Here is a 26,796-nt window from a genome sequence, read left to right on the forward strand (position 1 = left end):
GAGCCTCACTCCCGGCGGTGGGGCCAGTCGGCCAGCCCGCTGCCCACGGGCACGCGGCGCGTCGCCGCGTCCACCGAGTCGTAGAAGGCGTACACCGAGTACAGACCGCCGACCTTGAACACCTTGCGCACGTGATCATTGGAGCAGGCCAGCAGCAGCGATCCCGCATGCGCACGGATCCGTTTGGTGATCGCCACGATCATGCCCAGCCCCATGGAGTCCACGAACGTCACCGGGCTGAGGTCCAGGACGAAGTGTCGGCGGCCGCCCTCGAGCAGCCGCACCACGGCCTCCCGGACCACCGGTGCGGAGCTGATGTCGAGGTCGACGGTGACACGGACGACGGTCCAGCCGTTGCTCTCGTCGTGCACGACCACGTCGTGGCCTTCCGGGGTGGGCTCGCTGAGGTGCACGTTCCGCCTTCCCGCTGCCCTGTCCTCTGCGCACGCGGTGCGTGGTGAGGGCTCGAGGCTGAATAGTCCGGACAGTGAGCGACAGGGCCTGGTGACCTCGTGCGACGACGCGGCGGACGGTGCACGGGCCTCGCGTCGGGGCGGGTGACCGGCATGTGCGCAGCGCGTGTACGGGCTCATTGCGCCCATGTGTCCAGCGTGCGCCGGGCGCCCGGCCACGGCAAGCGGCAGCGATCGCTGCGGCCCGCGCACAGCGCCCCCACGTCGACCGTGCAGCCGTGTGCTGCCGAATCGGTGTCATGCCTCCCACTGCGCCAGCAGAGCGTCCGCCGTGTCCGTCTCCGGTCCCTCGGCCGGCTGGTCGAGGGGCTGCTCGGCCCAGATGACCTTGCCGCGGGAGGTGTAGCGGGTGCCCCAGCGCCGTGCGAACCGGGCGACCAGGAACAAGCCGCGGCCGCCCTCGTCGGTCAGACGGGCCCGGCGCAGGTGCGGGGAGGTGCTGGAGCCGTCGGCGACCTCGCAGATCAGGCTGCTGTCGAGCAGCAGGCGCAGGCGTACGGGCTGGCTGCCGTGCCGGAGGGCGTTGGTGACGAGCTCGCTGACCATCAGTTCCGTGCTGAAGGACAGCAGGGGCAGGCCCCAGCTGTCCAGTCGGCGTGAGACCTCGTAGCGCAGTCGCGAGACGGCCGCGGGATCGGAGGGCACGTCCCATTCGGCGACCTGCCCGGGATCCGTGATCCGGGTGCGGGCCACGAGCAGGACGACGTCGTCGGCCGGACGGTCGGGCAGCAGGTCCTCGATGACCGTTCGGCACGTCTCGTCCGGGTCCGGGCCCGTCCGGGCCAGAGCCCGGCGCAGCAGCGACAGACCGGTGTCCGGGTCGTGCCGGTGCTCCTCGATCAGGCCGTCCGTGAACAGGGCCAGCCGGCTGCCTTCGGGCAGCCGTATCGTCGCGGTCTCGAACGGTGCGCCCCCGCCCAGACCCAGCGGAGGGGAGAGCGGCACGTCGGGAAAGGTGACGGCGCCGTCCGGGGTCACCACCGCCGGGCCCGGGTGACCGGCGCGGGCCATGGTGCACACCCCGGACACCGGGTCGTAGACGGCGTACAGGCAGGTGGCGCCGGTGATGTCGGCCTCCGCCTCCTCCGCCTCGTCCGCCCGCTCCTCGGTGTCGGTGCGGGCCACCAGCTCGTCCAGATGGGCGAGCAGCTCGTCGGGGGCGAGATCCAGGGCGGAGAAGTTGTGCACGGCGGTGCGCAGCCGGCCCATCGTGGCCGAGGCGTGCAGTCCGCGGCCGACCACGTCGCCGACCACCAGAGCGACACGTGTGCCGGGCAGCGGGATGACGTCGAACCAGTCGCCGCACACGCCGGCGTGCGAGGGCAGATAGCGGTGGGCGACGTCCAGGGCGGACTGCTCCGGGACGGCGCGCGGCAGCAGACTGCGCTGCAAAGTGACGGCCATGGTGTGCTCGCGGGTGTAGCGGCGGGCGTTGTCGATCGCCACCGCCGCCCGGGCGGCGAGTTCCTCGGCGAACGACAGATCGTCCTTCTGGAACGGCTCCGTGCCGCGGTACCGCCAGAAGTCGGCCAGGCCGAGCACGACACCCCGGGCCCGCAGCGGCACGGTGATCAGCGAGCCTATGCCGTGGTCCAGGATGCCCTGGGCCCGTTCCGGGCTGCGGGCGCGCCAGTCGTGCTCGGACGTCAGATCGGACACCAGGACCGCGTTGCCGTGCGCCAGGTTCACCGTCATGGGCGTGTCGGGCCCGAGGCGGAGCCGCTCACCGACCGGGTACAGCGGCCAGCTGCTGTCGGTGCCGCTGACCGCGGTGCGGCGCATCACGGTGCGCGCGTCGGGCGGCTCCTCGCCCTTGAAGACCGGCTCCAGCAGCATGACGGCGGCGATGTCCGCGAAACGGGGCACCGCCACGTCGGTGAGATCCTGCGCCGTGCGGGTCACATCCAGCGTGGTGCCGATACGGGTACCGGCCTCGTACAGCAGTGTCAGCCGGTCCAGAGCGGCCTCGGCCCTGCCCGCCAGCGCCCGCAGCTCGGTGGTGTCCCGCAGGGTCACCGCGCTGCCGGCGGGTCCGCCCCGGGCGTCGGTCGGTCGCACGTTCACGGCCAGCAGCCGGTCGCCGACCAGATACACCTGGTCGGTCACCGTCCGGCAGGAGGTCAGCAGCCCCGTGATCCGCGGGTCCAGACCCAGGTCCGCCACCGGGCGGCCCTGGGCGTCCGCGGGCAGTTCCAGCAGCCGCCGCGCCTCGTCGTTGGCCAGCAGCAGCCGGCCGTCCTCCCCGACGATCACCACGCCCTCCCGCACCGAGTGCAGCACCGCGTCATGGTGGTCGTACATCCGGGTGATCTCGGCCGGTCCCAGCCCCCGGGTCTGGCGCCACAGACGCCGGCTGAGCAGCGCGGCGGTGCCCGTGGTGACGGCCACCGCGGCGGCCGTGGCACCCAGCACGGCCGGCAACTGCTCGGTGACCCGCTCGCCGACGTGTTCCAGGGTGACGCCGGCGCCGACCGCGCCGACCACCCTGCCGTCGGCGTCCCGCACCGGGACGTACGCCCGGATCTGCGGTCCCAGCCCGCCGGTCGCCTCCTCCATCACCGTCCGCCCGGCCAGCAGGGGCCGGAAGTCGGTGTTGGACCGGTATCCGGGACGGTTCACGGGGGACGCCAGGGCCTCGTAGACGCCGTCGCGGTTCAGCACGCCCACGAAGTCCACGTGCGCCTGCTTCTGGGCCTCGACGACGCGCGGCTGCAACGTCGCGGTGGGATCGCCGGAGGTCAGGGCCGCGGCGAGGCCGGGAGAGCTGGCGAAACCCTGGGCGACGGCGACCGAGCGGTGGCCGGCGTCCCGGGCGCTGTCCCGTTGGGTGGTCATCACCAGCAGGGCGACGGCGCCGACGGCGAGCAGCAGCGCGATCACCACCTGCAGCAGGAACATCTGTCCGACGACACTGCGTGCGCTCAGCAGCGAGGGACGCCTGCCCCGCCCGCCGGGTGCGGCGGTGCCGCCGCCGGTGGGCCGGACGCTCCGGGAAGAGCGCGGACGGATACGCGATCCGGACATATCTCAATCCTGCGCTCGAAAGGCGCCCGACTCGTACCGCAGGAGGTCACGGGCCCGCACCCCAGGAGGTCACGCACCCGTGTCCCGGACGGGCCCGCACCGCCCAAGGGCACACACCCGCACCGCGAAAGGTCACCCGAGCGCCGCACCGCACACGGGGGACGCCCGTGTGCGGTGCGGAGGCCGCCGGGAGAAGGTGCCGCTCCCGGCGGGTGTGCCGGTCGTGGACGGTCAGCCGGTGATCTCGCAGATGGGGGCGCCGGAGGTGATGGAGGCGCCGACCTGGGCGGTCAGGCCTTTGATGGTGCCGGCTTTGTGGGCGTTGATGGGTTGTTCCATCTTCATGGCCTCGAGGACGACGACGAGGTCGCCGGCCTGGACCTGCTGGCCGTCCTCGACGGCGACCTTGACGATGGTGCCCTGCATGGGGGAGGCGAGGGTGTCGCCGGTGGCGACGGGGCCGGTCTTGCGGGCGGCGCGGCGTTTGGGCTTGGCGCCGGCGGCGAGGCCGGTGCGGGCCAGGGACATGCCCAGGGAGGCGGGCAGGGAGACCTCCAGGCGCTTGCCGCCGACCTCGACGACGACGGTCTCGCGGCCGGTGTCGTCGTCGGTGTCGGTGTCGGCGGGGGTGGTGAAGGCCGGGATGTCGTTGGTGAACTCGGTCTCGATCCAGCGGGTGTGGACCGTGAAGGGGCCTTCCTGGCCGTGGATCTCGGGGGCGAAGGCGGGGTCGGTGACGATCTTGCGGTGGAAGGGCAGGGCGGTGGCCATGCCCTCGATCTGGAACTCGTTCAGGGCGCGGGCGGCGCGCTGGAGGGCTTCGGTGCGGGTGCGGCCGGTGATGATGAGCTTGGCGAGGAGGGAGTCCCAGGCGGGGCCGATGACGCTGCCGGTCTCGACGCCGGTGTCCAGGCGGACGCCGGGGCCGGTGGGCGGGGCGAAGCGGGTGACGGTGCCGGGGGCGGGCAGGAAGTTGCGGCCGGGGTCCTCGCCGTTGATGCGGAACTCGATCGAGTGGCCGCGCAGCGGGGGGTCGTCGTAGCCGAGTTCCTCGCCGTCGGCGATGCGGAACATCTCGCGGACGAGGTCGATGCCGGCGACTTCCTCGGTGACGGGGTGTTCGACCTGCAGGCGGGTGTTGACCTCGAGGAAGGAGATGGTGCCGTCCTGGCCGATGAGGAATTCGCAGGTGCCGGCGCCTTCGTAGCCGGCTTCCTTGAGGATGGCCTTGGAGGCGCGGTACAGCTCGGCGGTCTGCTCGTCGGTCAGGAAGGGGGCGGGGGCTTCTTCGACGAGTTTCTGGTGGCGGCGCTGCAGGGAGCAGTCGCGGGTGGAGACCACGACGACGTTGCCGTGCTTGTCGGCCAGGCACTGGGTCTCGACGTGGCGGGGGCGGTCGAGGTAGCGCTCGACGAAGCATTCCCCGCGGCCGAAGGCGGCCACGGCCTCGCGGACGGCGGAGTCGTACAGCTCGGGGATCTCCTCCAGGGTGCGGGCGACCTTCAGGCCGCGGCCGCCGCCGCCGAAGGCGGCCTTGATCGCGATCGGCAGGCCGTACTCGCGGGCGAAGGCGACGACCTCGTCCGCGCCGGAGACCGGGTCCGGGGTGCCCGCGGCCAGGGGAGCGCCGGCGCGCTGGGCGATACGGCGGGCGGCGACCTTGTCGCCCAGGTCGCGGATGGCCTGCGGGGGCGGGCCGATCCAGATCAGGCCCGCGTCCAGGACGGCCTGCGCGAAGTCGGCGTTCTCGGAGAGGAAGCCGTAGCCGGGGTGGATCGCGTCGGCGCCGGACTCCTTCGCGGCCTTCAGCACCTTCTCGACGTCGAGGTAGCTCGTGGCCGGGGTGTCACCGCCCAGGGCGTAGGCCTCATCCGCGGCACGGACGTGCAGCGCGTCCCGGTCCGGATCGGCGTACACGGCCACACTCGCGATCCCGGCGTCCCGGCACGCCCGGGCCACGCGGACAGCGATTTCGCCACGATTGGCGATCAGCACCTTGGTCAGCATGCCGCCTCCAGGGTCGCCGGGCTGGCGGTCTCCCGGATCCCTCGGCTGTCCGCGTGCGCACCGTGGGGTGCCGGCGCGGAGGCGGCGCGGCGCGTCGCCTCGTGGACGGTGTTCATGGTCTCTCCGATCGGGTGTGTCAGCGGGGAAGGGCGGAGGCGCGCCAGCCGGCGGGGCCGAAACCGGACGGTGCGCCCAGCAGGCGCCACCGCGCGTTCCAGGCACCGGCGAACGACGGACGGGCGGGCCCGGGGCGCTCCTGCGCCTGGGCGAGGCCGAGCACCGCCAGGGCGGCGGCGAGCTCCTCGGGGGTCGGGTTGCCTCGGACGACCTTGATCACAGCGTTCCTCACAGGGGGATGTTGCCGTGCTTCTTGGGGGGAAGGGTTTCCCGTTTGGTGCGCAGGTGACGCAGGCCGCGGACGATGTGGGAACGCGTCTCGGAGGGGGCGATGACGGCGTCGATGTAACCGCGTTCGGCGGCGATGTAGGGGTTGAGGAGGGTGTCCTCGTACTCGCGGACGAGCCGGGCGCGTACCGCCTCGACGTCCTCGCCGTTCGCCTCGGCCTCGGCCAGGGTGCGCCGGTGCAGGATGTTCACCGCGCCCTGGGCGCCCATGACCGCGATCTGCGCGGTCGGCCAGGCCAGGTTCACATCCGCGCCCAGGTGCTTGGAGCCCATCACGTCGTAGGCGCCGCCGAACGCCTTGCGGGTGATCACCGTGATCAGCGGCACGGTGGCCTCGGCGTAGGCGTAGATCAGTTTCGCGCCGCGGCGGATGATGCCGTCGTGTTCCTGCCCGACCCCGGGCAGGAACCCGGGGACGTCGACGAAGGTGAGCACCGGCAGGTTGAACGCGTCGCAGGTCCGCACGAACCGTGCCGCCTTCTCCGAGGCGTCGATGTCCAGGCAGCCGGCGAACTGCAGCGGCTGGTTGGCCACGATCCCCACCGGGTGGCCCTCCACCCGCCCGAACCCGGTGAGGATGTTCGGCGCGAACAGCGGCTGGGTCTCGAAGAACTCGCCGTCGTCCAGGACGTGCTCGACGACGGTGTGCATGTCGTAGGGCTGGTTCGCGCTGTCCGGGACCAGCGTGTCCAGCTCCAGGTCCTCCGCGGTGACCGTCAGGTCGGCCGGCTCGGGGTAGGCGGGCGGCTCGGACAGGTTGTTCGACGGCAGGTAGGACAGCAGCTGCTTGACGTACTCGACGGCGTCCTTCTCGTCCGCGGCCATGTGGTGGGCCACGCCGGAGGCGGTGTTGTGGGTGCGGGCCCCGCCCAGCTCCTCGAACCCGACGTCCTCCCCGGTGACGGTCTTGATCACGTCCGGGCCGGTGATGAACATGTGACTGGTCTGGTCGACCATGATCGTGAAGTCGGTGATCGCGGGTGAGTACACCGCGCCGCCCGCGCACGGGCCGACCACCAGGGAGATCTGCGGGATGACGCCGGAGGCGTGGGTGTTGCGGCGGAAGATCTCGCCGTAGGCGCCGAGCGAGGCGACGCCTTCCTGGATGCGGGCGCCGCCGGAGTCGTTGATGCCGATGACCGGGCAGCCGGTCTTCAGCGCGAAGTCCATCACCTTGGCGATCTTCTGCCCGTACACCTCGCCGAGGGCGCCGCCGAAGACGGTGAAGTCCTGGGAGAACACCGCGACCGGGCGGCCGTCGACGGTGCCGTAGCCGGTGACCACGCCGTCGCCGTAGGGCCGGTTGTGCTCCAGCCCGAAATGAGTGGAGCGGTGCCGGGCGAACTCGTCCAGCTCCACGAACGAGCCCTCGTCCAGCAGCAGCGCGATCCGCTCCCGCGCGGTCAGCTTCCCCTTCGCGTGCTGCTTCTCCACCGCACGCTCGGAACCGGCATGGGTCGCCTCCTGGATCCGCCGCTCCAGATCCGCGAGCTTGCCCGCGGTCGTACGGACGTCGATGTCGTCGTTCACTGCTCGCTCCACCCGCGGGTCGACGGTCGGACCAGGGTGCGGTGCCGCCCCGCCCGCGCGGCGCGGTCGGCGCGTACGCCCCGGGACGCACGGCACCGCTGGTACTAGATATCGGTGCAACGGTACTCAGTACCAGCAGGCTGGGCAAGTGGTCTCCGGGCACCGTGACAAGGAAAGATGAGGCCCCATGAGCAAGCCACCGGCACGGATCAGGCTCGCGGACGCGGCCTTCGCCCTCTTCGACGAGCGCGGGTACGAGCAGACGACCATCGACGACATCGCCGAACGGGCCGGCGTGGGGCGCACGACCTTCTTCCGGCACTTCCGGTCCAAGGAAGCGGTCATCTTCCCCGACCACGACCGGCTGCTCGAACTGATCCGGGACCGGCTGGCCACCTCCAGCCATCGCACCGCCCTGGTCGCCGTCTCCGACGCGGTCCGGCTGGTGCTGATGCACTACATCGAGGAGGGCGACCTCGCCCGCCGGCGGTACGCGCTCACCAGCAGGGTGTCCGCCCTGCGGGACCGGGAGATCGCCAGCGTGGCCCGGTACCAGCGGCTGTTCCGCGAGTTCATCGCGGAGTGGATGGGCGACCCCACCGAGGCGGCGTCGCTGCGGGCCGAGATCATGGCGGCTGCCGTGGTCGCCGCCCACAACCATGTGCTGCGCCGCTGGCTGCGCGGCGAGTCCGCGGACCCGGTGGCCGAAGTGGACGAGGCCATGTCCGAGGTGCTGTCGCTGTTCCCCGCACCCGCCGGGGAGGACACCGGCCGGGGCGGCACCACCGTCGTCGCCTTCCGCACCGGCCAGGACCTCGACACGCTGCTGCCCGCGCTGCGACGGCTCGTCGAGGGCGGCGCCGAGGCGTCCGCGGGAACGGCAGGGCGGCGGCCCGGCGCGTCCTGACCGGCCTGCCCGGCGCGGAACGGGCAGGCCCGCACCCGGCCGGCCGTACCGGTCAGTCGACCGGCCAGGTGTGGACCGGCGCGTTGAGATGCATGTACTCCACGTACAGCTCCGTCGTGCGCCGCAGGACCTCGTGGCGGCTCGCCCGGGTGGCCGAGTCGAGGTGGTGGAACATCTCCTTCTGCCACACCGCCCCGTTCCGGCCGGTGACGCACCGCTGCTCGATGACGCCGAGCAGCGGCTCGCGCCACGCCGCGTCCATGCCCGAGCGTTCCAGGCCCCGGTGCGCCAGCGGCAGCAGACGGCGCAGGACCAGTTCCTGCACCGGCACCTCGCCCACCCCGGGCCAGTACAGCTGCGCGTCGATGCCGTGCCGGGCCGCCGTGTGCAGATTGTCCTCGGCGGCTTGGAAGGACATCCGCGACCACACCGGCCGCTCCTCCTCCACCAGGGCGCGGGTCAGGCCGTAGTAGAACGCGCCGTTGGCGAGGGTGTCGGCGACGGTGGGACCGGCGGGCAGGACCCGGTTCTCCACCCGCAGGTGAGGCTTGTCCTGGGCGACCGCGTACACCGGCCGGTTCCAGCGGTAGATGGTGCCGTTGTGCAGGGTCAGCTCGCCCAGCTGGGGGATGTCACCGCTGTCCAGCGTCTTCTCGGGGTCCTCGTCGTCGCACAGCGGCAGCAGCGCCGGGAAGTAGCGCAGGTTCTCCTCGAACAGGTCGAAGACGCTGTTGATCCACCGCTCGCCGAACCACACCCGGGGCCGCACCCCCTGCACCTTGATCTCCTGCGGCCGGGTGTCGGTGGCCTGCTCGAACAGCGGGATGCGGGTCTCGTCCCACAGCTCCTTGCCGAACAGGAACGGCGAGTTGGCCGCCAGCGCCACCTGCACCCCGGCGATCGCCTGCGCCGCGTTCCAGTAGGCGGCGAACTCCTCCGGGGAGACCTGCAGATGGAACTGGGTGCTGGTGCACGCGGCCTCCGGCGTGATGGTGTCCGCCCAGATGCGCAGCCGGTCGGTGCCGTCGATGTCGATGCGCAGGTCCTCCCCGCGGGCGGCGAACACCTGGTCGTTGAGCAGGTGATAGCGCGGATTCTCCGACAGCGCCCCCTCGCCGACGTCCTCCTGGCGCAGGGTCGGCAGGATACCGATCATGATCAGGTGGGCGCCGGTCGCGGCCGCACGGTCCTCCGCGTGGTTGAGCGCGGCACGGATCTCGGCCTCCCAGGCGTCGGGGCCGCCGGCCGTCAGACGGCGGGGCGGGATGTTGATCTCCAGATTGAACCGCCCCAGCTCCGTGGACCAGGCGGGATCCGCGATCGCCTCCAGCACGTCGAGATTGCGCATCGCCGGTTCCGCCCGGTCGTCGGCGAGGTTGAGTTCGATCTCCAGTCCCACCTGGGGGCGCTCGGACTCGAAGCGGGACGTGCGCAGCATCTGCGCGAAGGCGTCGAGGCATTTCTGCATCTTGATCCGGTACCGGCGGCGGTCCTCGCGGGTGAAGACCAGCGCCGGGACGTCGCGTCCCATCGGCCCTCCCGGTCACCGTCCTTCGGCACCTGTGCATGACCGGCACCGGTGCACTACCAGCGTCGCATCAGCGGGCGCGGCGGACCAGACGAGGACGCGGCGCACCGGACGAGGGCACAGTGGACCGGACGGGACGGAGGGTGGGCTCGTCGTGTCGCCCGCCGGACCAGCGGGCCTCCGGGCCAAGGATGGGGCCATGGAATTCGTCCTGCCGACGTTGTTCGCTCTGCTGGCTGCCCTGAGCAATGCACTGGCCACCGTGTTGCAGCGCCGGGCCGCGCTGACCGTGCCGCAGTCCCGGGGTTTCGCCCCCGGGCTGCTGCTCCGTCTGCTCCGCCGTCCCGTGTGGGTGGCCGGCGTGCTGACCGTGGTCGCCGCCGGTGTGTGGCAGGCGCTCGCGCTGGCGACCGGCCCGATCTCCCTCGTCCAGCCGCTGTTCGTGCTGGAGCTGCCGCTGGCCCTGCTGATCGCTGCGCTGTGGCAGCATCACCGGCCGTCCGCCGCGCTGCTGCTGAAGCTGTTCGTCGTGGTCGCCGGGCTGGGCCTGGCGCTGCTGTCCGCCGCCCCCAGCGGCAACCGTACGCATGTGCCGCTGGACCGTTGGGTGCCCGTCCTGGCCGTCGGCGTGGGCGCCGCGGTCGCGCTCGGTGCGGTGGGGTTGAGCAGGCCGCAGGGCCGGACCCGGGCCGCCTGTCTCGGTACGGCCACCGCGATCTTCTTCGCGCTGACGGCCGGGCTGATGAAGACCGCCGTGCACATCCTGGCCGAGGGCGGCCTCGGCGCGTTCCTCACGTCGTGGCAGACGTACGGCTTCGGTGCGTGCGGGGTGTGCGCCATGCTCCTGCTGGAGCACGCCCTGCAGGGCGGCCCGCTCATCGCCTCCCAGCCCGCCCTGACCCTCGGGGACGCCGTGGTGAGCTTCCTGCTCGGAGTGCTCGTGTACGAGGAGCATGTGCGGGTCGGCTGGTGGCTGCTGCCGATGCTGGCGGGCGTCGCACTGGTGTGTGTGGGGATCTTCGCGCTGGCACGCACCGAGTCCGGCGGCGAGTGATGGTTTCCGGCACGGCGAGCGGTCGTTTCCGGCGGCGAGTGGTCGTGCCGGTACCGAGCATCCGTTCGGCGGTGTGCCGCCGCGGCCGGTGCGGCGTCGGCCGGCGACGGAGTCACGGCGTGTGGAAGGGGCCCTCCCCGGGTGAGCCACGGGCCCTTTTCCAGGCGTCCACGGGGGTCAGGATGTGATGCCACCCATAGGAGACAGATCACGTCCTATGCCCGGTCGTAGCGAGGCGAAGCGCCTGAACAGCGTATACGCCGATCTATCTGTGCATACCGGACATATCTCCGTAAGCGGGTAGTGCGTCACACTCTTGCTCCGGTACCGAGGCACTTCCCAGGATGGCTGTCGTTGCGCCGAGCACCGGACGGGCTCACCGCTCACCAGCGGCCGCCCCGGGCGCCCGGATCGCAGCACCGAGGCACCGCCGCCCCGACACCCGCCGCACCACGGCAGGTGCCACGACGACGACCCCCCACACCGGAGATCTTTCCCGCATGACGATCCGCACCCGTACCCGCTTCGCCCGCCTGCGCACCCTCGCCGTGACCGGTCTGGCCACCACCGGCGCCGCAGCCGCCGCCCTGACCCTCACCCCGGCCACCGCTCAGGCCGCCGAGCCCGTCAAGGCCCCTGCCGCGCAGCAGATCCAGACCGAGACCGGCAAGGGCGGGTACGCGAACAACCTCGACGGCTGGATCAAGCAGTCCCTCGCCATCATGAAGGCCAAGGGCATCCCCGGCAGCTACGAGGGCCTGCACCGCAACATCATGCGGGAGTCCTCCGGCAACCCCAACGCCCAGAACAACTGGGACATCAACGCGAAGAAGGGCATCCCCTCCAAGGGCCTGCTGCAGGTGATCCAGCCCACCTTCAACGCGTACCACGTGCCGGGCACCTCGCACAACATCACCGACCCGGTCGCGAACATCACCGCCGCCGCCAACTACGCGGCTCACCGCTACGGTTCGATCGACAACGTCAACTCGGCCTACTGATCAGGCTCTCGCACACCACCAGCCGCGCGCCCGCTCCGCAGCCCCTTCGAGGGCCGAGGAGCGGGCGCGGCTCGTTGTCCGGCCGCCTGCCCGGTCACGCGACCGTGCCGTCCCGCCCGGCCTTCCCTTCTCCTCCGCTCTCTTCCGCCGTCCGGCGAAAGACACCCGCGTGCACGACCGGCGGCGGTGTCCGTGTGGCGGCCCCGGGTCCGGGCGGTGACACTGGGAGGCGGCAGGCCCCGGAAGCGGGTGGACCATGATCACCATCGAGGAAACGATCGACATCGCCGTCCCGGTGCGGACCGCGTACGACCAGTGGACGCAGTTCAAGAGCTTCCCGCGCTTCATGGCCCTGGTGAAGCGGGTCGAACAGGTCAAACCCAACATCACCACATGGGTCGTCGGCAAAGGGCCGGTGTGCCGCGAGTTCGAGGCGGAGATCGTCGAGCAGGAGCCCGATTCCCATGTCTCCTGGCGCAGTCTCGGGTGCACCCCGTCCCATGAGGGACGGGTGACGTTCCGGCCCACCGCGGACGGCGGCGGGACGACGGTCGAGGTGCGGCTGGACCTGCGGCCGCGCGGCCTCGCCGGTGCGGTCGCCGCCGTACCCGGGCTGATCCGGGGTGTCGTGCGGGCGGAACTGAGGCGCTTCAAGGAGTACATCGAGGGCATGGGCCAGGCGGGCGGCTCCTGGCGGGAGACCATTCGCGGCGGACATGTGCACGCGCGGCAGGCGGAACCGCCGAGGAGCCGGGTGGCCGGCTGGCCGGTCGGCTGAGGGCACAGGCGAGAGGCAGCACCGATGAAGAAACCGGACGAGGAGCCTCAGGACCAGCTCAGTGTGACTCCGCCCCGCACCTGGGCCGCCGGAGTCCCCGCCGTGGTGCACGCCCTGGAGTACTCGCTGCAGCAGACCTCCCCGCTCAAGGCCGGGGTGGACCTGCTGACCATGAACCAGGTCGACGGCATCGACTGCCCCGGCTGCGCCTGGGCCGACCCGTCGCCGGGCCACCGGCACCGCAACGAGTACTGCGAGAACGGCGCCAAGCACATCAACGACGAGGCCACCACCCGCCGGATCACTGCCGACTTCTTCCGCGAGCACTCCGTCTCCGAACTGAGCCGGCGCTCCGACCTGTGGCTCAACCAGCAGGGCCGGCTCACCCGGCCCATGGTGAAACGGCCGGACTTTGACCACTACGAGCCGATCAGCTGGAACGACGCCTTCGGCCTGCTCGCCGGCGAGCTGAACGCCCTGGACTCGCCCGACGAGGCCGTGTTCTACACCTCGGGCCGGGCCAGCAGCGAGGCCGCGTTCGTACTGCAGCTCTTCGCCCGCGCCTTCGGCACCAACAATCTGCCCGACTGCTCCAACATGTGCCACGAGTCCAGCGGATTCGCCCTGCACGAGACGCTGGGGACCGGCAAGGGAACGGTCAGCCTGCACGACATCCATCACGCCGACCTGATCTTCCTGGTGGGGCAGAACCCCGGGAGCAACCACCCGCGGCAGCTGTCCGCACTGGAGCAGGCCAAACGCAACGGCGCCCGCATCATCGCCGTCAACCCGCTGCCCGAAGCCGGCCTGCTGAGATTCAAGAACCCGCAGAAGCCACGCGGGGTGATCGGCCGCGGCGTGCCGATCGCCGACCGGTTCCTGCAGATCCGCGTCGGCGGCGACCTGGCGCTGTTCCAGGCTTTGAACCTGCTGCTGCTCCAGGCCGAGGACGCCCGGCCCGGGCAGGTGCTCGACCACGAGTTCATCCGCGCCAACACCAGCGGCTTCGAGGAGTTCGCCGCCCATGCGCGCACCCTGTCCTGGGACGACGTGCTCGCCGCGACCGGACTGACCCGGACGGAGATCGAGCAGGTCCGCGACGACGTCCTGCGCAGCCGGCGCATCGTCGTGTGCTGGGCCATGGGCATCACCCAGCACAAGAACGGCGTGGCCACCATCCGGGAGATCGTCAACTTCTTGCTGCTGCGGGGCAACGTCGGCCGGGCGGGAACCGGTGCCTGCCCGGTGCGCGGCCACAGCAACGTGCAGGGCGACCGCACCATGGGCATCTGGGAGCGGATGCCCGACTCCTTCCTGGACGCGCTGCAGCGCGAGTTCGGCTTCGACCCGCCCCGCGCCCACGGGCTCGACTCGGTGAACGCCATCCGCGCGATGCGCGAGGGCCGCGTCAAGGTGTTCCTCGGACTGGCCGGGAACTTCGTCCGGGCCGCACCCGACACCGACGTCACCGAGGCCGCCGTGCGCACCTGCCGCCTGACCGCGCACATCTCCACGAAACTGAACAGGTCGCACCTCGTCTGCGGGCGGACCGCGCTGATCCTGCCGACCCTGGGCCGCACCGAACGCGACGTCCAGGCCGGCGGGGAGCAGTTCGTCACCGTGGAGAACTCGATGAGCGAGGTGCACACCTCCCGCGGACGGCTCGAGCCGGCCTCCCCGCTGCTGCTCAGCGAGGTCGCCATCCTGTGCCGGCTGGCCCGGCGCACCCTCGGCGACACGGTGGACGTCCCCTGGGAGCGGTTCGAGGCCGACTACGGCACGATCCGCGAGCGGATCGGCCGCATCGTGCCCGGCCTGCACGACTTCAACCGCAGGGTGGTCCGCCCCGGCGGCATCCAGCTGCCCAACCCGGTCAACGAGGGCGTGTTCCGCACCGCCGTCGGCAAGGCCCTGTTCACCCGCAACACCCCCGAGGCACCCCACGTGCCCGACGGCCACCTGCTGCTGCAGACGCTGCGCTCGCACGACCAGTGGAACACCATCCCCTACACCCCGAACGACCGCTATCGCGGCATCCACGGCAGCCGTCGGGTGGTGCTCGTCAATCCGGACGACGTGAAGAACCTGGGGCTGACCGAGGGACAGCACGTCGACCTCGTCGGCGTGTGGAGCGACGGCATCGAACGCCGCGCGGACGACTTCACGGTGGTGCCCTACCCGACGAGCCGGGGCTGCGCCGCCGCCTACTACCCGGAGACCCAGGTCCTGGTGCCCCTCGACAGCGTGGCCGACATCAGCAACCAGCCCACGTCCAAGGCCGTCGTGGTCCGCCTGGAACCCACGGTTGCACGGGGGACTGCGGGGCAGGGGGCGTCGGCTTCGGTGTGAGGAGGGGTGGGTGCGCGGGGCGTTTCCGTTTCCGGTGACGCGTCGTGCGCCGGGGTGCGGTGGACGTGCTGCGCGCTGTCCCCGCAGGGAACCGGCTCAGGCGTGCTGTCGGCGTCGGCGTACCGCCTGGTTCAGCCACTCGGCGAGGACGGCTGCCCCGCTGCGGTCGACGTCCTTGGTGGCCGTCAGCAGTGTGACCTTGCCGCGGGCCGCCAGGTCGCGCACCCGCGCGACGGCCTGCCGGTGTTCGGGATCGTCCAGCTCGGCCCGGTAGCGGCGGCGGAACTCCGTGAAGCGCTCCGGGTCGTGACCGTACCAGCGCCGCAGCTCGGTGGAGGGCGCGACGTCGCGCAGCCACTCGTCCACGTGGGCATCCTCCTTGCTCACCCCGCGCGGCCACAGCCGGTCGACGAGCAGCCGAGTGCCGTCCTGGGGCGAGACGCCCTCGTAGATCCTGCGGTAGGTGATCGGTCCTGCCATGGCAGCCCTTCCGTCGGTTCGCCGACCGGGGCGGCGATGGTCACCCCACAGTCGCCACGCCGTGCTCGACGTCCCTGGCGCGCCGTTCCGGACGGCCGGGTGCCGGTGCGCCGGGCGTCGGTCCCTTCATGGTGGCACCCGGCCGGGGGCCCGGCGAACGGACGATCACCCGAGCCTTCCGCCCGGCTGCGATCCGGGGAACTGTGCCGGCGGGGGTGGGGAGGTCGCCGGAGGTGCGGGAACGTCACAAGGGTCCATCCCCGCAGGCGCGGGGAGCAGGAGGTCCGCGCGCTGCTGGACGCGGGGGAGGAGGGTCCATCCCCGCACGCGCGGCGAGCGGAGTGCGCGACCAGCGATCTCACGGTGCAGGACCGGTGGCGTCCACGAGTGTCAGTCCACGAGTTCCACCGACTCGGGCAACCGGACTCCCCGCCCAGGTCGGTGCCCACCCGGGCTTCCGTACCCTGGTGCTCGTGCCGCCCTCCCGCCGCCTGACCCGTGTCGCCGTCCTCGTGCTCGAAGGCGCCAAACCGCTCGACGTGGGCATCCCCGCCCAGGTGTTCAGCACCCGGGCCAGCATGCCCTACGAGGTCCGGGTCTGCGGCGCCGAGCCCGGCCTGGTCACCGGTGGTGACGGGCTGTCGTACACCGTGGCCCACGGTCTGGAGGCGCTGGAGTGGGCCGAGATCGTCTTCGTGCCCGGCTACCGCTTCCCCGACCGGGAGGAACCGCCGCCGGCCGTGGTGGAGGCGCTGCTCGCCGCCCACGACCGGGGCGTGCGCCTCGCGGCCATCTCCACGGGTGCCTTCGCCCTGGCGGCCACGGGACTGCTCGACGGCCGGCGCGCCACGACCCACTGGCACTACACCCGGGCGCTCGCGGAGAAGCACCCGAGGATCCGGGTCGACGAGAACGTGCTGTTCGTGGACGAGGGCAGCGTGCTGACCTCGGCCGGTGCCGCCTCCGGGATCGACCTGTGCCTGCACATCGTGCGCGCGGACCTGGGCGTGGCCGCCTCCCATCACGCCGCCCGGCGCCTGGTCGCGGCCCCCTACCGCAGCGGCGGCCAGGCACAGTACGTGCCGCGCAGCGTGCCCGAGCCGCTGGGGGAGCGATTCGCCGCCACCCGCGAGTGGGCGCTGCACCGGCTCCACGCACGCCTCACCCTGGAGGACCTCGCCCGCCACGCAGGCGTGTCGGAGCGCACCCTGTCGCGGCGCTTCGTCGAGGACACCGGGTACACGCCGATGCAGTGGGTGCTGCGTGCCCGGATCGACGTGGCCCGGGAACTGCTGGAACGCTCCCAGCGCAGCGTCGAGCAGATCGCCTCCGACGTCGGCCTGGGCACCGGAGCGAATCTGCGGCTGCACTTCCAGCGCATTCTCGGCACCACACCGAGCGAGTACCGCCGCACCTTCACCCGCGGTCGGTAGTCCCGCCGCCCGGTGGTGTCCCGTACCGCCTCCGGCCCCGTCTGCCACGGCTCGCCGTGCGCCGCAGGGCCTGGCGGGATCCTTGTGAACCGTGGCGATGGCGCCGCTGTCCCGCCGTGTTCCCGCTCGCCACCCTGGTGGGGCGAGAACAGAAGGGACAGACATGACCCGCATCGCCATCAACGGCTTCGGCCGCATCGGCCGCAATGTGCTCCGCGCCCTGCTGGAGCGGAACAGCACGCTGGAGATCGTCGCCGTCAACGACCTCGCCGACCCGGCCACCCTGGCGCGGCTGCTCTCCTTCGACACCACCGCCGGACGGCTCGGCCGCCCGGTGGAGGTCGACGGCGACACGCTCGTCGTCGACGGCCGCCGCATCCAGGTGCTCGCCGAGCGCGAGCCGGGCCGGCTGCCCTGGGCGGACCTCGGCGTCGACATCGTGCTGGAGGCCACCGGCCGCTTCACCGCTGCCGAGGCAGCCCGCGCCCACCTGGACGCGGGTGCGAAGAAAGTGCTGGTCGGAGCCCCGTCGGACGGCGCCGACGTCACGATCGCCTACGGCGTCAACACCGGCGCCTACGACCCGCGGCTGCACACCGTCGTCTCCAACGCCTCCTGCACCACCAACGCGCTCGCGCCGCTGGCCGCCGTCCTCGACGACCTCGCCGGCATCGAGCACGGCTTCATGACCACGGTGCACGCCTACACCCAGGAGCAGAACCTGCAGGACGGGCCGCACCGCGACCCCCGCCGCGCCCGCGCCGCCGGCGTCAACATCGTGCCGACCACCACCGGCGCGGCCAAGGCGATCGGCCTGGTGCTGCCGAACCTGGACGGCAAGCTGTCGGGCGACTCCATCCGGGTGCCCGTCCCGGTCGGCTCCGTCGTCGAGCTCAACACCACCGTCGCCCGCGACGTGAGCCGCGAGGAGGTGCTGCGGGCCTACCGCGCCGCAGCCGACGGGCCGCTCGCCGGCATCCTCGAATACTCCGAGGACCCGCTCGTCTCCTCCGACATCGTGGGCAACCCGGCCTCGTCGGTCTTCGACTCGGCCCTCACCCGGGTCGACGGACGGCATGTGAAGGTCGTGGCCTGGTACGACAACGAGTGGGGCTTCTCCAACCGGGTGGTCGACACCCTGGGACTCCTCGCGTCGTCCATGAACTGAACCGACCGCTGCCCGTCCCGGCCCGCAGCCTCCCTGCGGGGCCGGACGGCGCGGCGCCCGGGCCCGTGCGCCTGCCCGGGCGCCGCACACGGTGCAACAGGCCGGTCGGCGTCAGCACACGGCGGTCCGGTCGTACCGACCGAGGACGCCTTCATAGATGTACAGCTTGCTCGCTCCGGCCGCCAGCTTGTAGCAAGGGCTGTCGCCGGCGTACTTGACGACGACCTGGACCCGCATGGTCTTGCCGCAGTTGTTGGTCAGATGCACGTCGAAGCCCTCGGGGGTGTTCGTCACGTACCGGCCGATGCAGGCCGGTGCGGTGCCGCCGGCCGCGGGCGCGGCGGGGGCCGCGGACGCCGCCGGGGCGGTCGCGACGAGCGCACCTCCGAGAACGGCCGCCGTCGCCGCGGCGACACCTGCTGCACGCATGCCCATGGTTCCTCCTCGTCCTGTGCGTGGTGGAGATCACCGGACCGGCAACCACGGCGGCTGCCTCGCCCGGCGGGCCGTCGGCCGACTGCCCGCGGCCTCAGCCTGCCCACGGCCGACCGCCCGGGGAGCGGATGCGGGGACACAGGGCTATCAGTAGGGACACCACGGCGCTGACCTGCACGAACGCCCCTTTCCCTGACGCCGGGACGGGACGGGGGAGCACCGCGCCGGCGCCCCTGGCCCGGGGCGCTGATGCGCCTCACCACGCCGTGCGACGGAGGCGGACCCGACCGAGCCGGAGCGGTTGATGAGACGAATCTCTCGGCATGCGAGACACCTGTACGGTGCATGCTCATCTCGTCGTACGCTTCCGGACATGTTCGGACCTGCCCGCGGCCTCGTCATGGTGCTCTTCGCAGCCACCTGCTGGAGCGTCGACGACGCCCTCTGTCGCCGCTGACGCGAGCCGGGCCCCACGCCGGGCCCGCCTCCGAGCCCGTCCTGCCCTGCTGAAGCATGGGGGACCGCAGGGCTCAGGAGGTCCTCGCCGCCGCCCGACCGTCCGACGCCGTCGTCCGTCCCCGGAGATCCCCGTTGACCACCGTCCCGCCTGCGGGCGCGCCCCCGCGCGCTGCCCTGCTCGCCCCCGCCCCCACCAGCCGTCCCGCGCCCCAGGCGCCGGCCGCCCCCGCCGTCCGGTGGGTGCCGCTGGCCGTCGCCGCCGTGATCGGCGCGGCGCTGGCCGCGTACGTCTTCGCCGAGCACGGCGCCCGGCCCGGCGTGCTCCTGCTGCTCGGCCTGGGGCTGGGCTTCGCCCTGTTCCACTCCCGTTTCGGCTTCACCTCGGCCTGGCGGCAGCTCATCGCCGTCGGCAACGGCACCGGCCTGCGCGCCCACACCCTGCTGCTGGGCACCACCGCCACGCTCTTCGCCCTGATCATCGGCACCGGCACCGGTCTGTTCGGCTCGGTGCCGCAGCCCAGCGGCGGCGCGATCGGCGTCGGCCTGATCGTCGGCTCCTTCGTCTTCGCCGTCGGCATGCAGCTCGGCGGTGCCTGCGCCTCCGGCACCCTGTTCTCCGTCGGCTCCGGGCACGGCGCGGTGCTGCTCACCCTGATCGGCTTCATCGTCGGCTCCACCCTCGCGGCCTGGCAGTACGGCCTGTGGGGCGACCTGCCCGCCTTCGACTCCTACGTCCTGGCCGACCACATCGGCTGGTTCGGCTCGTGGCTCGTCACCGTGGCCGCACTGGCCGTGATCTGGTGGGTGACCCGCCGGGTGCAGGCCCGGCGCAACCCGCCGCCGGTTGCCGCCCCGCCCTCCGCACGCGGGGCGCTGGCCCGCACCGTCCGCGGTTCCTGGCCGCTGGCCGTCGGCGCCGTGGTCCTGTCGGTGCTGGGCGCCGGCGTGCTGCTGGTCTCCGGTGGTGCCTGGGGCATCACCAGCGCCTTCGCGCTGTGGGGCTCCAAGATCGCCGGGTGGCTCGGTGCCTCGCCGGAGACCTGGGAGTTCTGGCAGCGGCCGGGCAGCGCCGCACAGCTGTCCGGGCCGGTGCTCGCGGACAAGACCAGCCTCACCGACATCGGCATCGTCATCGGCGCCGCGCTCGCCGCGTCGGCGGGCGGTGTGTGGGTGCTGCACCGGTCCATCCCGTGGCGCACCGCCGTCGCTTCCGTGCTGGGCGGCGTCCTGATGGGTATCGGCGCCCGGATGGCCGGCGGCTGCAACATCGGTGCCTACCTGGCGGGCATCGCCTCCGGGTCGCTGCACGGCTGGATCTGGGGCGCCTGCGCCCTCGTCGGCACCTGGGCGGGCCTGCGGCTGCGCCCGCTGTTCGGCCTCGGCAACCCCAAGCCGACCGACAGCGTCTGCTGAACGAACCGGCCTGACCGGCCGCACCGGTCGATACCGTCGAAGCGCCCGGTGTCCCCAGGGACACCGGGCGTTCTCGCTGTTCGCCGGGGCGGCGGCCGGGACGGTCCCCGGCCATCCCGCGCTCAGCCGGCCGTCCGCCGGCAGTGCAGGAACAGATGGGGCTCGGGCGTCGCACCGGGAGCCGCGGGGGTGAACAGATGGCTCTGCCGCGACACGACCGTGAGCCCCGCGGCGGTGGCCATGCGGACGAAGTCCTCCTCGGCGAAGCTGGTCACCCGCACCGGTTGCCCCAGGAAGACCCCCTCGGCCCGGTCCACGTCGAGCGGGACGGTGGCCAGCACCACGATGCCGGACGGCCGCACGGCCCGCACCAGACGTCGCACGACGGCCTGTTGATCGCGGCGGGACATCTGCAGCAGAGCGAAGTAGACGCACACCGCGTCGAAGGAGCCCTCGTCGAGCGGCAGGTCGCGGATGTCGGCGCACCGGAAGGAGGCCTGCGGCACCTGCCGCGCCGCCAGCTCGACCATCACCGGTGACACGTCGACGCCCAGCACCTCGTGTCCCGCCGCGGCGAGCGTGGCCGCGGTGGGCCGCCCCGTCCCGCTGCCCACGTCCAGGACCCGGCTGTGCGGGCCGAGGTGCGCCGACAGCCGGTCCAGCGACGCGCGGTGGGCCGCGGAGCGCGCGAAGGCCTGCTCGTACCGGATCCCCAGAGCGTCGAAGACGGCCGCCGCCTGCGACCGTGCGTCCCGATCGGTCACCGTCGCTCCTCCCGCACCGCTCCCGCCGGCCGCTCCTTCCTCGTGCCTGCCCTTCCCGCGCGGCCTCATGTGCCGCGGGTCGTGTCCCGGCAGGCCGAGGGGCCGGCTCGACATGCGAGGTACGCCATTCGGCGGCATCCTGAATGCGACCCGGACAGGTCCCACAGGCCGACCTTGGGGAGGTGCTGTGATCCTGCTCGCCCTGCTCGTGCCGGCTCTTGCGATGGCGCTGCTCTTCGGCACGACCGCACTCGAGGAACTTCTCTTCCCGCGTTCCGCAGCCGACGACGACACGGACTCGAACGGCCACCGCACCGGCGAACCGTGACAGCCCTGCCGTACGTGAGGCTCCGTCCCCGGACGGAGCCTCACGTACGCACGTGTCACAGTGGGCGACGGCACGCGCGTCGTGCGGGAGACGGCGCACATGCCGTGCGGGGCGACGGCGCGCCGGCCCCGGTCCGCGTCGTCGGCCGTCTCACACCGCGGCGTCGGTGGCCGGCTCCAGACCCCGGGTCGTGACCAGGTGGGCGGTGCCGTCGATCAGCCGGTAGGACAGGCCCACCACGGCGGCACGGCCGGCCTCGACCGCGTCGGCCAGGGCACGGGAGCGGTCCAGCAGCAGATCCACGGACCGGCGCACATGCTCCGCTATGAAGTCGGAGTCCTCGGTGTGGCCGGCGGCACGGGAGACCAGCACGCTCGGAGTGACCCGCTCGATCACGTCCCGCACATACCCGCCGGCCGTCGTGCCGTCCATGACGGCGGCCCGGGTCGCCGCGACCGCGCCGCACGAGTCGTGCCCCAGCACCACCACCAGCGGACAGCCGAGCAGCTCCACGCCGTACTCGATGCTGCCCAGCACCTCAGGCCCCATGACGTGGCCCGCGGTCCGCACCACGAACAGGTCGCCCAGGCCGCGGTCGAAGATGATCTCGGCGGCGAGCCGGGAGTCGGAACAGCCGAACAGCACCGCGAAGGGACGCTGCACCGGCGCTGTCTCGGTGCGGCGCGCGGCATCCTGGTTGGGGTGCTCGGGGGTGCCGTTGACGAAGCGCCGATTGCCGGCCATCAGCAGGTCGAAGGCTTGGCGCGGCGTCGGAGGAGGCGGCGTCGGGGAGGGCGGCGTCGTCGAGGGAGGCGTCGAGGTCATGAACGAAGCCTACGGAACGTCATGACCTCGCGCATCGGCGCGTCCGGCGCCGCCCCGGCGGTCGTCCGTGCAGGTCCGGCCGCCGGGACCGAACACGCCCGCCGGACCCGGTCCGCCCTGTCAGTTCCCGGTGTGCAGGGCCACCACCTTGCCCGGGTTGAACAGGTGCTCCGGGTCCAGCGCGTCCTTGATCGCCCGGTTCAGCGCCATCACCTCCGGGCCCAGCTCGTCGGCCAGACCCTTCCGCTTGAGCAGGCCCACCCCGTGCTCCCCGGTGACCGTGCCGCCCAGCGCCAGGGCCTCGGCGATGATGTCGTGGAACGCGGCCTGCGCCCGCTTCCTGGCCTCTTCGTCTCCGGGAGGAGTGATCAGCAGCGGGTGCAGATTGCCGTCACCGGCGTGCGCGATGTTCGCGATCATGGTCTCGTGCCGGGCCGCGATCGCGTCGATGCGTCCCAGCATCTCCGGCACCGCGGCCTTGGGCACGCACACGTCCTCCGTCAGCACCGGACCGAGCCGCTCCAGCGCCGGATAGGCCAGACGGCGGGCCTCGAACAGGGCGTCGGCCTCCTGCTGGTCGGTGGAACGGACGGCGTAGGTGGCACCGGCCTCGGCGAAGCAGCGCCGCATGGCCTCCGCCTCCTCCTCCCCGGCGGGGCCCGGGGCGTCGGTGCGGCCCAGCAGCACCACGTCGGCCTCGGTCGACAGGCCCATGTTCTTCCACGCGTCCACCGCCGCGAGACAGTGCCGGTCGACCAGCTCCAGCGCCGACGGGGTCAGCCCCGCGGCGCCCACCGCGGCCACGGCACGGCCCGCGTCCACCGTCGAGGAGAAGTACCCGGCCACGGTGTGCTCGGGCAACCGGCGCGGCCGCAGCCGCAGCGTCACCTCGGTGATCACCCCCAGGGTGCCCTCCGAGCCCACCATCAGTGCGGTCAGGTCGTAGCCGGCCACGCCCTTGGCGGTACGGCGGCCGACCCGGACCAGCTCACCGGCCGCGGTGACGAACTCCAGGCCCAGCACGTAGTCCCGGGTGACGCCGTACTTCACACAGCACAGACCGCCCGCGTTGGTCGCCACGTTGCCGCCGATCGTCGACCAGGGCGCGCTGGCCGGATCCGGCGGGTACCACAGCCCCTGCTCGGCGCAGGCGGCCCGCAGATGATCGTTGACCACGCCCGGCTCCACCACCGCAAGCCGCTCCAGCGGGTCGATCGTCTTGATGGTCGTCATCGTCTCGGTGGACAGCACGACACAGCCGTCGACCGCGTTGGCGCCGCCGGACAGGCCGGTGCCCGCGCCCCGGGTGACGATCGGCACCGCGAAGTCCCGGCAGGCCCGCACCACGGACTGCACCTCCGCGGCGGTCCGCGGACGGACGAGGGCGAGGGGCGTGCCGTACGGCGCCCACTCGGCCTCGTCGTGGGCATAGCCGGCGGTCACTGCCGGGTCCGTCGACAGCCGCCCGGCCGGCAGCTCGCCCTCCAGCCGCTCGGTGAGGGCACGGGTGATCGATTCATCGCGCATGACAGCTCACGCTAGACGGAGCACCACCCACGGGACAGGGCCCCGACGCCCCCGGTCTGCCCGGGTGACGCACCGCACACCGGTGCCCCGGGCCGGCCGGCCTCCCGGCACACCCCGCTCCCGCACCCGCTCGTGGTGGACCTTCTCGTGCCGCCGCCCGCCCGGACGTGCTTACCTTGAGGTTGGACCGCACGACGCCGGTCGTCCTCCGCTCGCATCAGGAGCACCGTGGTGAGCGACAACGATCACAGCCGGCTGGCCGCGGCGCTGCGACGCGCCGTGCAGGACCTGCACGCCAGTACCGGCATCGCCTACGTGCCCGCCGACGACGGGCGCCTGCTGAGCGCGGTGACGATCGTGGGTCTGCCGGTCTCCCTCTACACCGCGCTGGAACGCATCGGCGTGGACCACGAGCGGTACACCCCGGCGATCGCGTACCGGACCGGACGGCAGATCATCGGCTCCAGCCCCGAAACCCTGTCGGCCCCCTCGGCCGCCGATGTGACGATGCCCTTCCCGTACACGGTCGCCTCGACGCCGGTGGCGATGTCCGGGGACACGGTGGGCGTGCTGACCCTGCTGTGGGTGCCCCCGCTGGGGCCCCGCCAGCTTCTGCCCGAGGACAAGAACCGGTGCTGCGGATGGGCTCAGGCGATGGCGCAGGACCTGGACATCGCCCGGCAGCACTACGCCCGGGCCCGCCCGGCCTCGGTGCCGTGCTTCCTGCTCCCGGCGACCGGCGACGCCCTCGGCACCGATGTGTCGTTCCTGTACGACTTCCAGAAGACGGCGTCCGCGCTGACCCGGGCGGTGCGGCCGCAGGACGTCATCGAGACCGTGGTGCACCGCATCATGGCGCCCTTCGACGCCCAGACCATGCTGGTCTGCGTCCTGGAGGACGGCCGGCAGCGGGTCCTCGGATACACGGGCTACCCACCGGAGATCACCCGGAACGTCTCGGTCCCCACGCCGGCGGAGCCGCTGTTCCTGGAGAACGAGACGGATCTGGCGGCGGCGCACCTCGGCGCCCTCGGCGACGGCCTGCGGGCCTGCGCACTGCTGCCGCTGATCAGTGAGCACCACGTCACCGGCATGTTCGTCCTGGGGTTCGACCACCCGCGCCGCTTCACCGCCGAGAACCGGGCGGTCCTGGTCTCCATGACCGGCCTGCTCGCCCAGTCCCTCGACCGCGCACGCCACTTCGAGACCGAACACACCGTGGTGCGCAGACTGCAGCAGGGACTGCTGCCCCACATGCTGCCCCACCTCGAGGAACTGGACACCGCGGCCCGCTACGTGCCGGCGCCGGGAACCGATGTGGGCGGTGACTGGTACGACGTCCTCACTCTCCCTGACAAGAACGTGGGGCTGGTCATCGGAGACGTCGAGGGACACAGCCCGGCCGGCGCGGCGGTCATGGGACAGATCCGCAGCGCCGTGCGCGCCTACGCCACCGAAGGGCACGGACCCGCCGATGTGCTCGGCCGGACCAACCGGCTGCTGGCCGAACTGGGCACGGAACTGTTCGTCACCTGCACCTGCATCTGGCTCGACCGGGCCGCCGGAACCGCCGAGATCTCCCGCGCCGGCCACCCGAGCCCGCTGCTGCGCCTGCCCGACGGCACCATCGAGGTGGCGGCCCCGGAGCCGGGCCTGCCGCTCGGCGTGGTCCCCGACGCCGTGTACCACTCCGAGGAAGTGATCCTGCCTCCCGGCACCCTCCTCGCCCTCTACACCGACGGGCTGATCCACTCCCGCGACACCGATCTGGTCGCCGGGACCGACGCCCTGTGCCGTCTGCTGGCCGAGGCCGACGAACTGCGCCTGGAGCAGCTCGCCACCCGGCTGCTCGGCATCACGGGGGAAGGGTCGGGCCGGACGCGGGAGGACGACGCGGCCCTGCTGCTCGCCCGCTACGACGGGGCGCTGCCGGGCGCACACCGCCGCGTGAGCCGGATGTCCGTCCCGCGCCACGACCTGCAGGGCGTGCGGGAGGTGCGGGCCTTCCTGCACGAGAAGCTGCGGCTGTGGGGCTGGAGGGGGGTCTCCTACGAGGTGGAACTGCTGGCCACCGAGCTGGTCACCAACGCCCTGCTGCACGCCGACAGCGACGTCGACGTCCGGCTGCGCGAATACCCCGACCGCATCCGGGTCGAAGTGCGCGACTGCGATCCCCGACCGCCCCTGCCCGCTCCCATCACGGTCACCGAGCAGGGCGACATCGACGCGGAGCACGGTCGCGGACTCGTCATCGTGGAGGCGATGGCATCCGCCTGGGGCAACTCGCCCAGCGGCCGCGGCAAGTCGGTGTGGTTCGAGATGACCGCCACGATCATGGACGGCCCGTAGACACCGGGGGACCGCAGGCACCGCCCGGTGGGCGCGGCGGCGTGCGTCGGTCACTCTCGGTGCCCGGAGCGCGCCTCGATGCCCCCCCCGAGCGCGCCCCGGGTGTCAGAAGCACTCCCCGGACCCCGCTGCCGGCCGGCTGCGCGCACGGAAGCGACGCCGGACAGGAGCGACGCCGGACGGAAGTGACGTCGGACAATGGACACACGTACGCACGCCCCGGCACCGGCCTGCGGCCTTCCGACCGCCTGACCGCTGGGGGAGGGACACGCGATGGGTCCGATCCACCACTTCCACCTGGACGTCAGGGGGCACTCGGTCACGGTCAACCTCGACTGCGGCCGGCACGGGACGGCCGAGCTGCTCATCGACGGCAAGGAGACCGGTCGCGCGGAGGCTCACGGCACCCGCGCCCTGCTGATCCGAGGCGAACTGCCCACCGACCCGCCGGTGCCGGTCAGGGTGGACATCACGCTCGGCCCCGATGAGCCCTGCTGCGTCGCCTTCGTCGACGGCCGCCCCACGCTGATGCCGGCCCGCCCCTTCTGACCCCGCGCAC

22 protein-coding genes are annotated in these 26,796 nt (G+C 72.4%); 11 read left to right on the top strand and 11 right to left on the bottom strand.

Annotated features, from left to right (window positions below; genetic code table 11):
- Nucleotides 1-5: 5 nt before the first annotated feature.
- The 5 genes from OG899_RS25615 to OG899_RS25635 form a co-directional block, all read right to left on the bottom strand.
- On the bottom strand, nucleotides 6-413 hold the full coding sequence (locus tag OG899_RS25615; protein ID WP_229814415.1) for an STAS domain-containing protein: 408 nt from the start codon (nucleotides 411-413) through the stop codon (nucleotides 6-8).
- Between the two features lie 297 nt (nucleotides 414-710).
- On the bottom strand, nucleotides 711-3,497 hold the full coding sequence (locus OG899_RS25620) for a SpoIIE family protein phosphatase (protein ID WP_406311173.1): 2,787 nt from the start codon (nucleotides 3,495-3,497) through the stop codon (nucleotides 711-713).
- Between the two features lie 231 nt (nucleotides 3,498-3,728).
- Nucleotides 3,729-5,501 (bottom strand): acetyl/propionyl/methylcrotonyl-CoA carboxylase subunit alpha, encoded by a 1,773-nt coding sequence (locus tag OG899_RS25625; protein ID WP_406311199.1) that lies wholly within the window; start codon nucleotides 5,499-5,501, stop codon nucleotides 3,729-3,731.
- Between the two features lie 139 nt (nucleotides 5,502-5,640).
- Nucleotides 5,641-5,853 carry an acyl-CoA carboxylase epsilon subunit gene (locus tag OG899_RS25630; protein WP_406311174.1) on the bottom strand — a complete coding sequence of 71 codons (213 nt, stop codon included), beginning with the start codon at nucleotides 5,851-5,853 and terminating at the stop codon, nucleotides 5,641-5,643.
- On the bottom strand, nucleotides 5,850-7,439 hold the full coding sequence (locus OG899_RS25635; RefSeq protein WP_406311175.1) for an acyl-CoA carboxylase subunit beta: 1,590 nt from the start codon (nucleotides 7,437-7,439) through the stop codon (nucleotides 5,850-5,852). The genes OG899_RS25630 and OG899_RS25635 overlap by 4 nt, the downstream gene beginning before the upstream one ends.
- A gap of 187 nt (nucleotides 7,440-7,626) precedes the next feature.
- On the opposite strand from OG899_RS25635, the gene OG899_RS25640 reads away from it, so the two are divergent.
- Nucleotides 7,627-8,346, top strand: a complete 720-nt coding sequence (locus OG899_RS25640; protein WP_125500757.1) for a TetR/AcrR family transcriptional regulator — start codon at nucleotides 7,627-7,629, stop codon at nucleotides 8,344-8,346.
- Nucleotides 8,347-8,398: 52 nt separating this feature from the next.
- Here the strand turns inward: OG899_RS25640 and OG899_RS25645 are convergent, their stop codons facing one another.
- Entirely contained in the window at nucleotides 8,399-9,877 is a 1,479-nt protein-coding gene (locus OG899_RS25645) for a glutamate--cysteine ligase (RefSeq protein WP_406311176.1), read from the bottom strand.
- A 196-nt stretch (nucleotides 9,878-10,073) separates the two neighbouring features.
- Between OG899_RS25645 and OG899_RS25650 the strand changes: the two genes are divergently transcribed.
- From OG899_RS25650 to OG899_RS25665, 4 genes are all read left to right on the top strand, one after another.
- Nucleotides 10,074-10,928: a DMT family transporter gene (locus OG899_RS25650; protein WP_168132415.1), complete on the top strand. Its 855-nt coding sequence runs from the start codon at nucleotides 10,074-10,076 to the stop codon at nucleotides 10,926-10,928.
- A 500-nt stretch (nucleotides 10,929-11,428) separates the two neighbouring features.
- A complete protein-coding gene (locus OG899_RS25655; protein WP_125500754.1) occupies nucleotides 11,429-11,929 on the top strand; it encodes a transglycosylase SLT domain-containing protein in 501 nt (166 codons plus the stop codon).
- A gap of 256 nt (nucleotides 11,930-12,185) precedes the next feature.
- Nucleotides 12,186-12,707, top strand: coding sequence for an SRPBCC family protein (locus OG899_RS25660; protein WP_125500753.1), 522 nt, complete (start codon nucleotides 12,186-12,188; stop codon nucleotides 12,705-12,707).
- Between the two features lie 24 nt (nucleotides 12,708-12,731).
- Nucleotides 12,732-15,056, top strand: coding sequence for an FdhF/YdeP family oxidoreductase (locus tag OG899_RS25665; RefSeq protein WP_168132414.1), 2,325 nt, complete (start codon nucleotides 12,732-12,734; stop codon nucleotides 15,054-15,056).
- Nucleotides 15,057-15,152: 96 nt separating this feature from the next.
- On the opposite strand, the gene OG899_RS25670 is transcribed toward OG899_RS25665, so the two are convergent.
- Nucleotides 15,153-15,536, bottom strand: coding sequence for a DUF488 domain-containing protein (locus OG899_RS25670; RefSeq protein ID WP_168132413.1), 384 nt, complete (start codon nucleotides 15,534-15,536; stop codon nucleotides 15,153-15,155).
- Nucleotides 15,537-16,009: 473 nt separating this feature from the next.
- On the opposite strand from OG899_RS25670, the gene OG899_RS25675 reads away from it, so the two are divergent.
- Nucleotides 16,010-16,969: a GlxA family transcriptional regulator gene (locus tag OG899_RS25675; RefSeq protein ID WP_125500822.1), complete on the top strand. Its 960-nt coding sequence runs from the start codon at nucleotides 16,010-16,012 to the stop codon at nucleotides 16,967-16,969.
- 163 nt (nucleotides 16,970-17,132) lie between these two features.
- Entirely contained in the window at nucleotides 17,133-18,137 is a 1,005-nt protein-coding gene (gap, locus tag OG899_RS25680; RefSeq protein WP_125500823.1) for a type I glyceraldehyde-3-phosphate dehydrogenase, read from the top strand.
- Between the two features lie 111 nt (nucleotides 18,138-18,248).
- Here the strand turns inward: gap and OG899_RS25685 are convergent, their stop codons facing one another.
- Entirely contained in the window at nucleotides 18,249-18,566 is a 318-nt protein-coding gene (locus OG899_RS25685) for a beta-Ig-H3/fasciclin (protein WP_229814575.1), read from the bottom strand.
- Nucleotides 18,567-19,163: 597 nt separating this feature from the next.
- Between OG899_RS25685 and OG899_RS25690 the strand changes: the two genes are divergently transcribed.
- On the top strand, nucleotides 19,164-20,444 hold the full coding sequence (locus OG899_RS25690; RefSeq protein WP_168132411.1) for a YeeE/YedE family protein: 1,281 nt from the start codon (nucleotides 19,164-19,166) through the stop codon (nucleotides 20,442-20,444).
- A gap of 122 nt (nucleotides 20,445-20,566) precedes the next feature.
- Here OG899_RS25690 and OG899_RS25695 read toward each other — a convergent pair whose 3' ends face one another.
- Nucleotides 20,567-21,208, bottom strand: coding sequence for a class I SAM-dependent methyltransferase (locus OG899_RS25695; protein ID WP_229814125.1), 642 nt, complete (start codon nucleotides 21,206-21,208; stop codon nucleotides 20,567-20,569).
- Between the two features lie 187 nt (nucleotides 21,209-21,395).
- On the opposite strand from OG899_RS25695, the gene OG899_RS25700 reads away from it, so the two are divergent.
- A complete protein-coding gene (locus OG899_RS25700) occupies nucleotides 21,396-21,536 on the top strand; it encodes a hypothetical protein (RefSeq protein ID WP_168132409.1) in 141 nt (46 codons plus the stop codon).
- 150 nt (nucleotides 21,537-21,686) lie between these two features.
- Here the strand turns inward: OG899_RS25700 and OG899_RS25705 are convergent, their stop codons facing one another.
- Entirely contained in the window at nucleotides 21,687-22,361 is a 675-nt protein-coding gene (locus OG899_RS25705; RefSeq protein WP_125500707.1) for a carbonic anhydrase, read from the bottom strand.
- Nucleotides 22,362-22,481: 120 nt separating this feature from the next.
- Nucleotides 22,482-23,888: an FAD-binding oxidoreductase gene (locus OG899_RS25710; RefSeq protein WP_168132408.1), complete on the bottom strand. Its 1,407-nt coding sequence runs from the start codon at nucleotides 23,886-23,888 to the stop codon at nucleotides 22,482-22,484.
- A 231-nt stretch (nucleotides 23,889-24,119) separates the two neighbouring features.
- Here OG899_RS25710 and OG899_RS25715 point away from each other — a divergent pair, with 231 nt between their 5' ends.
- Together OG899_RS25715 and OG899_RS25720 are read left to right on the top strand one after the other, a co-directional pair.
- A complete protein-coding gene (locus OG899_RS25715; protein ID WP_125500709.1) occupies nucleotides 24,120-26,237 on the top strand; it encodes a SpoIIE family protein phosphatase in 2,118 nt (705 codons plus the stop codon).
- A 273-nt stretch (nucleotides 26,238-26,510) separates the two neighbouring features.
- Nucleotides 26,511-26,786 (top strand): hypothetical protein, encoded by a 276-nt coding sequence (locus OG899_RS25720; protein ID WP_125500710.1) that lies wholly within the window; start codon nucleotides 26,511-26,513, stop codon nucleotides 26,784-26,786.
- Nucleotides 26,787-26,796: the final 10 nt, after the last annotated feature.

Origin of the sequence: Streptomyces thermoviolaceus, from assembly GCF_045209695.1 — a bacterium.
Taxonomy (GTDB): domain Bacteria; phylum Actinomycetota; class Actinomycetes; order Streptomycetales; family Streptomycetaceae; genus Streptomyces; species Streptomyces thermoviolaceus.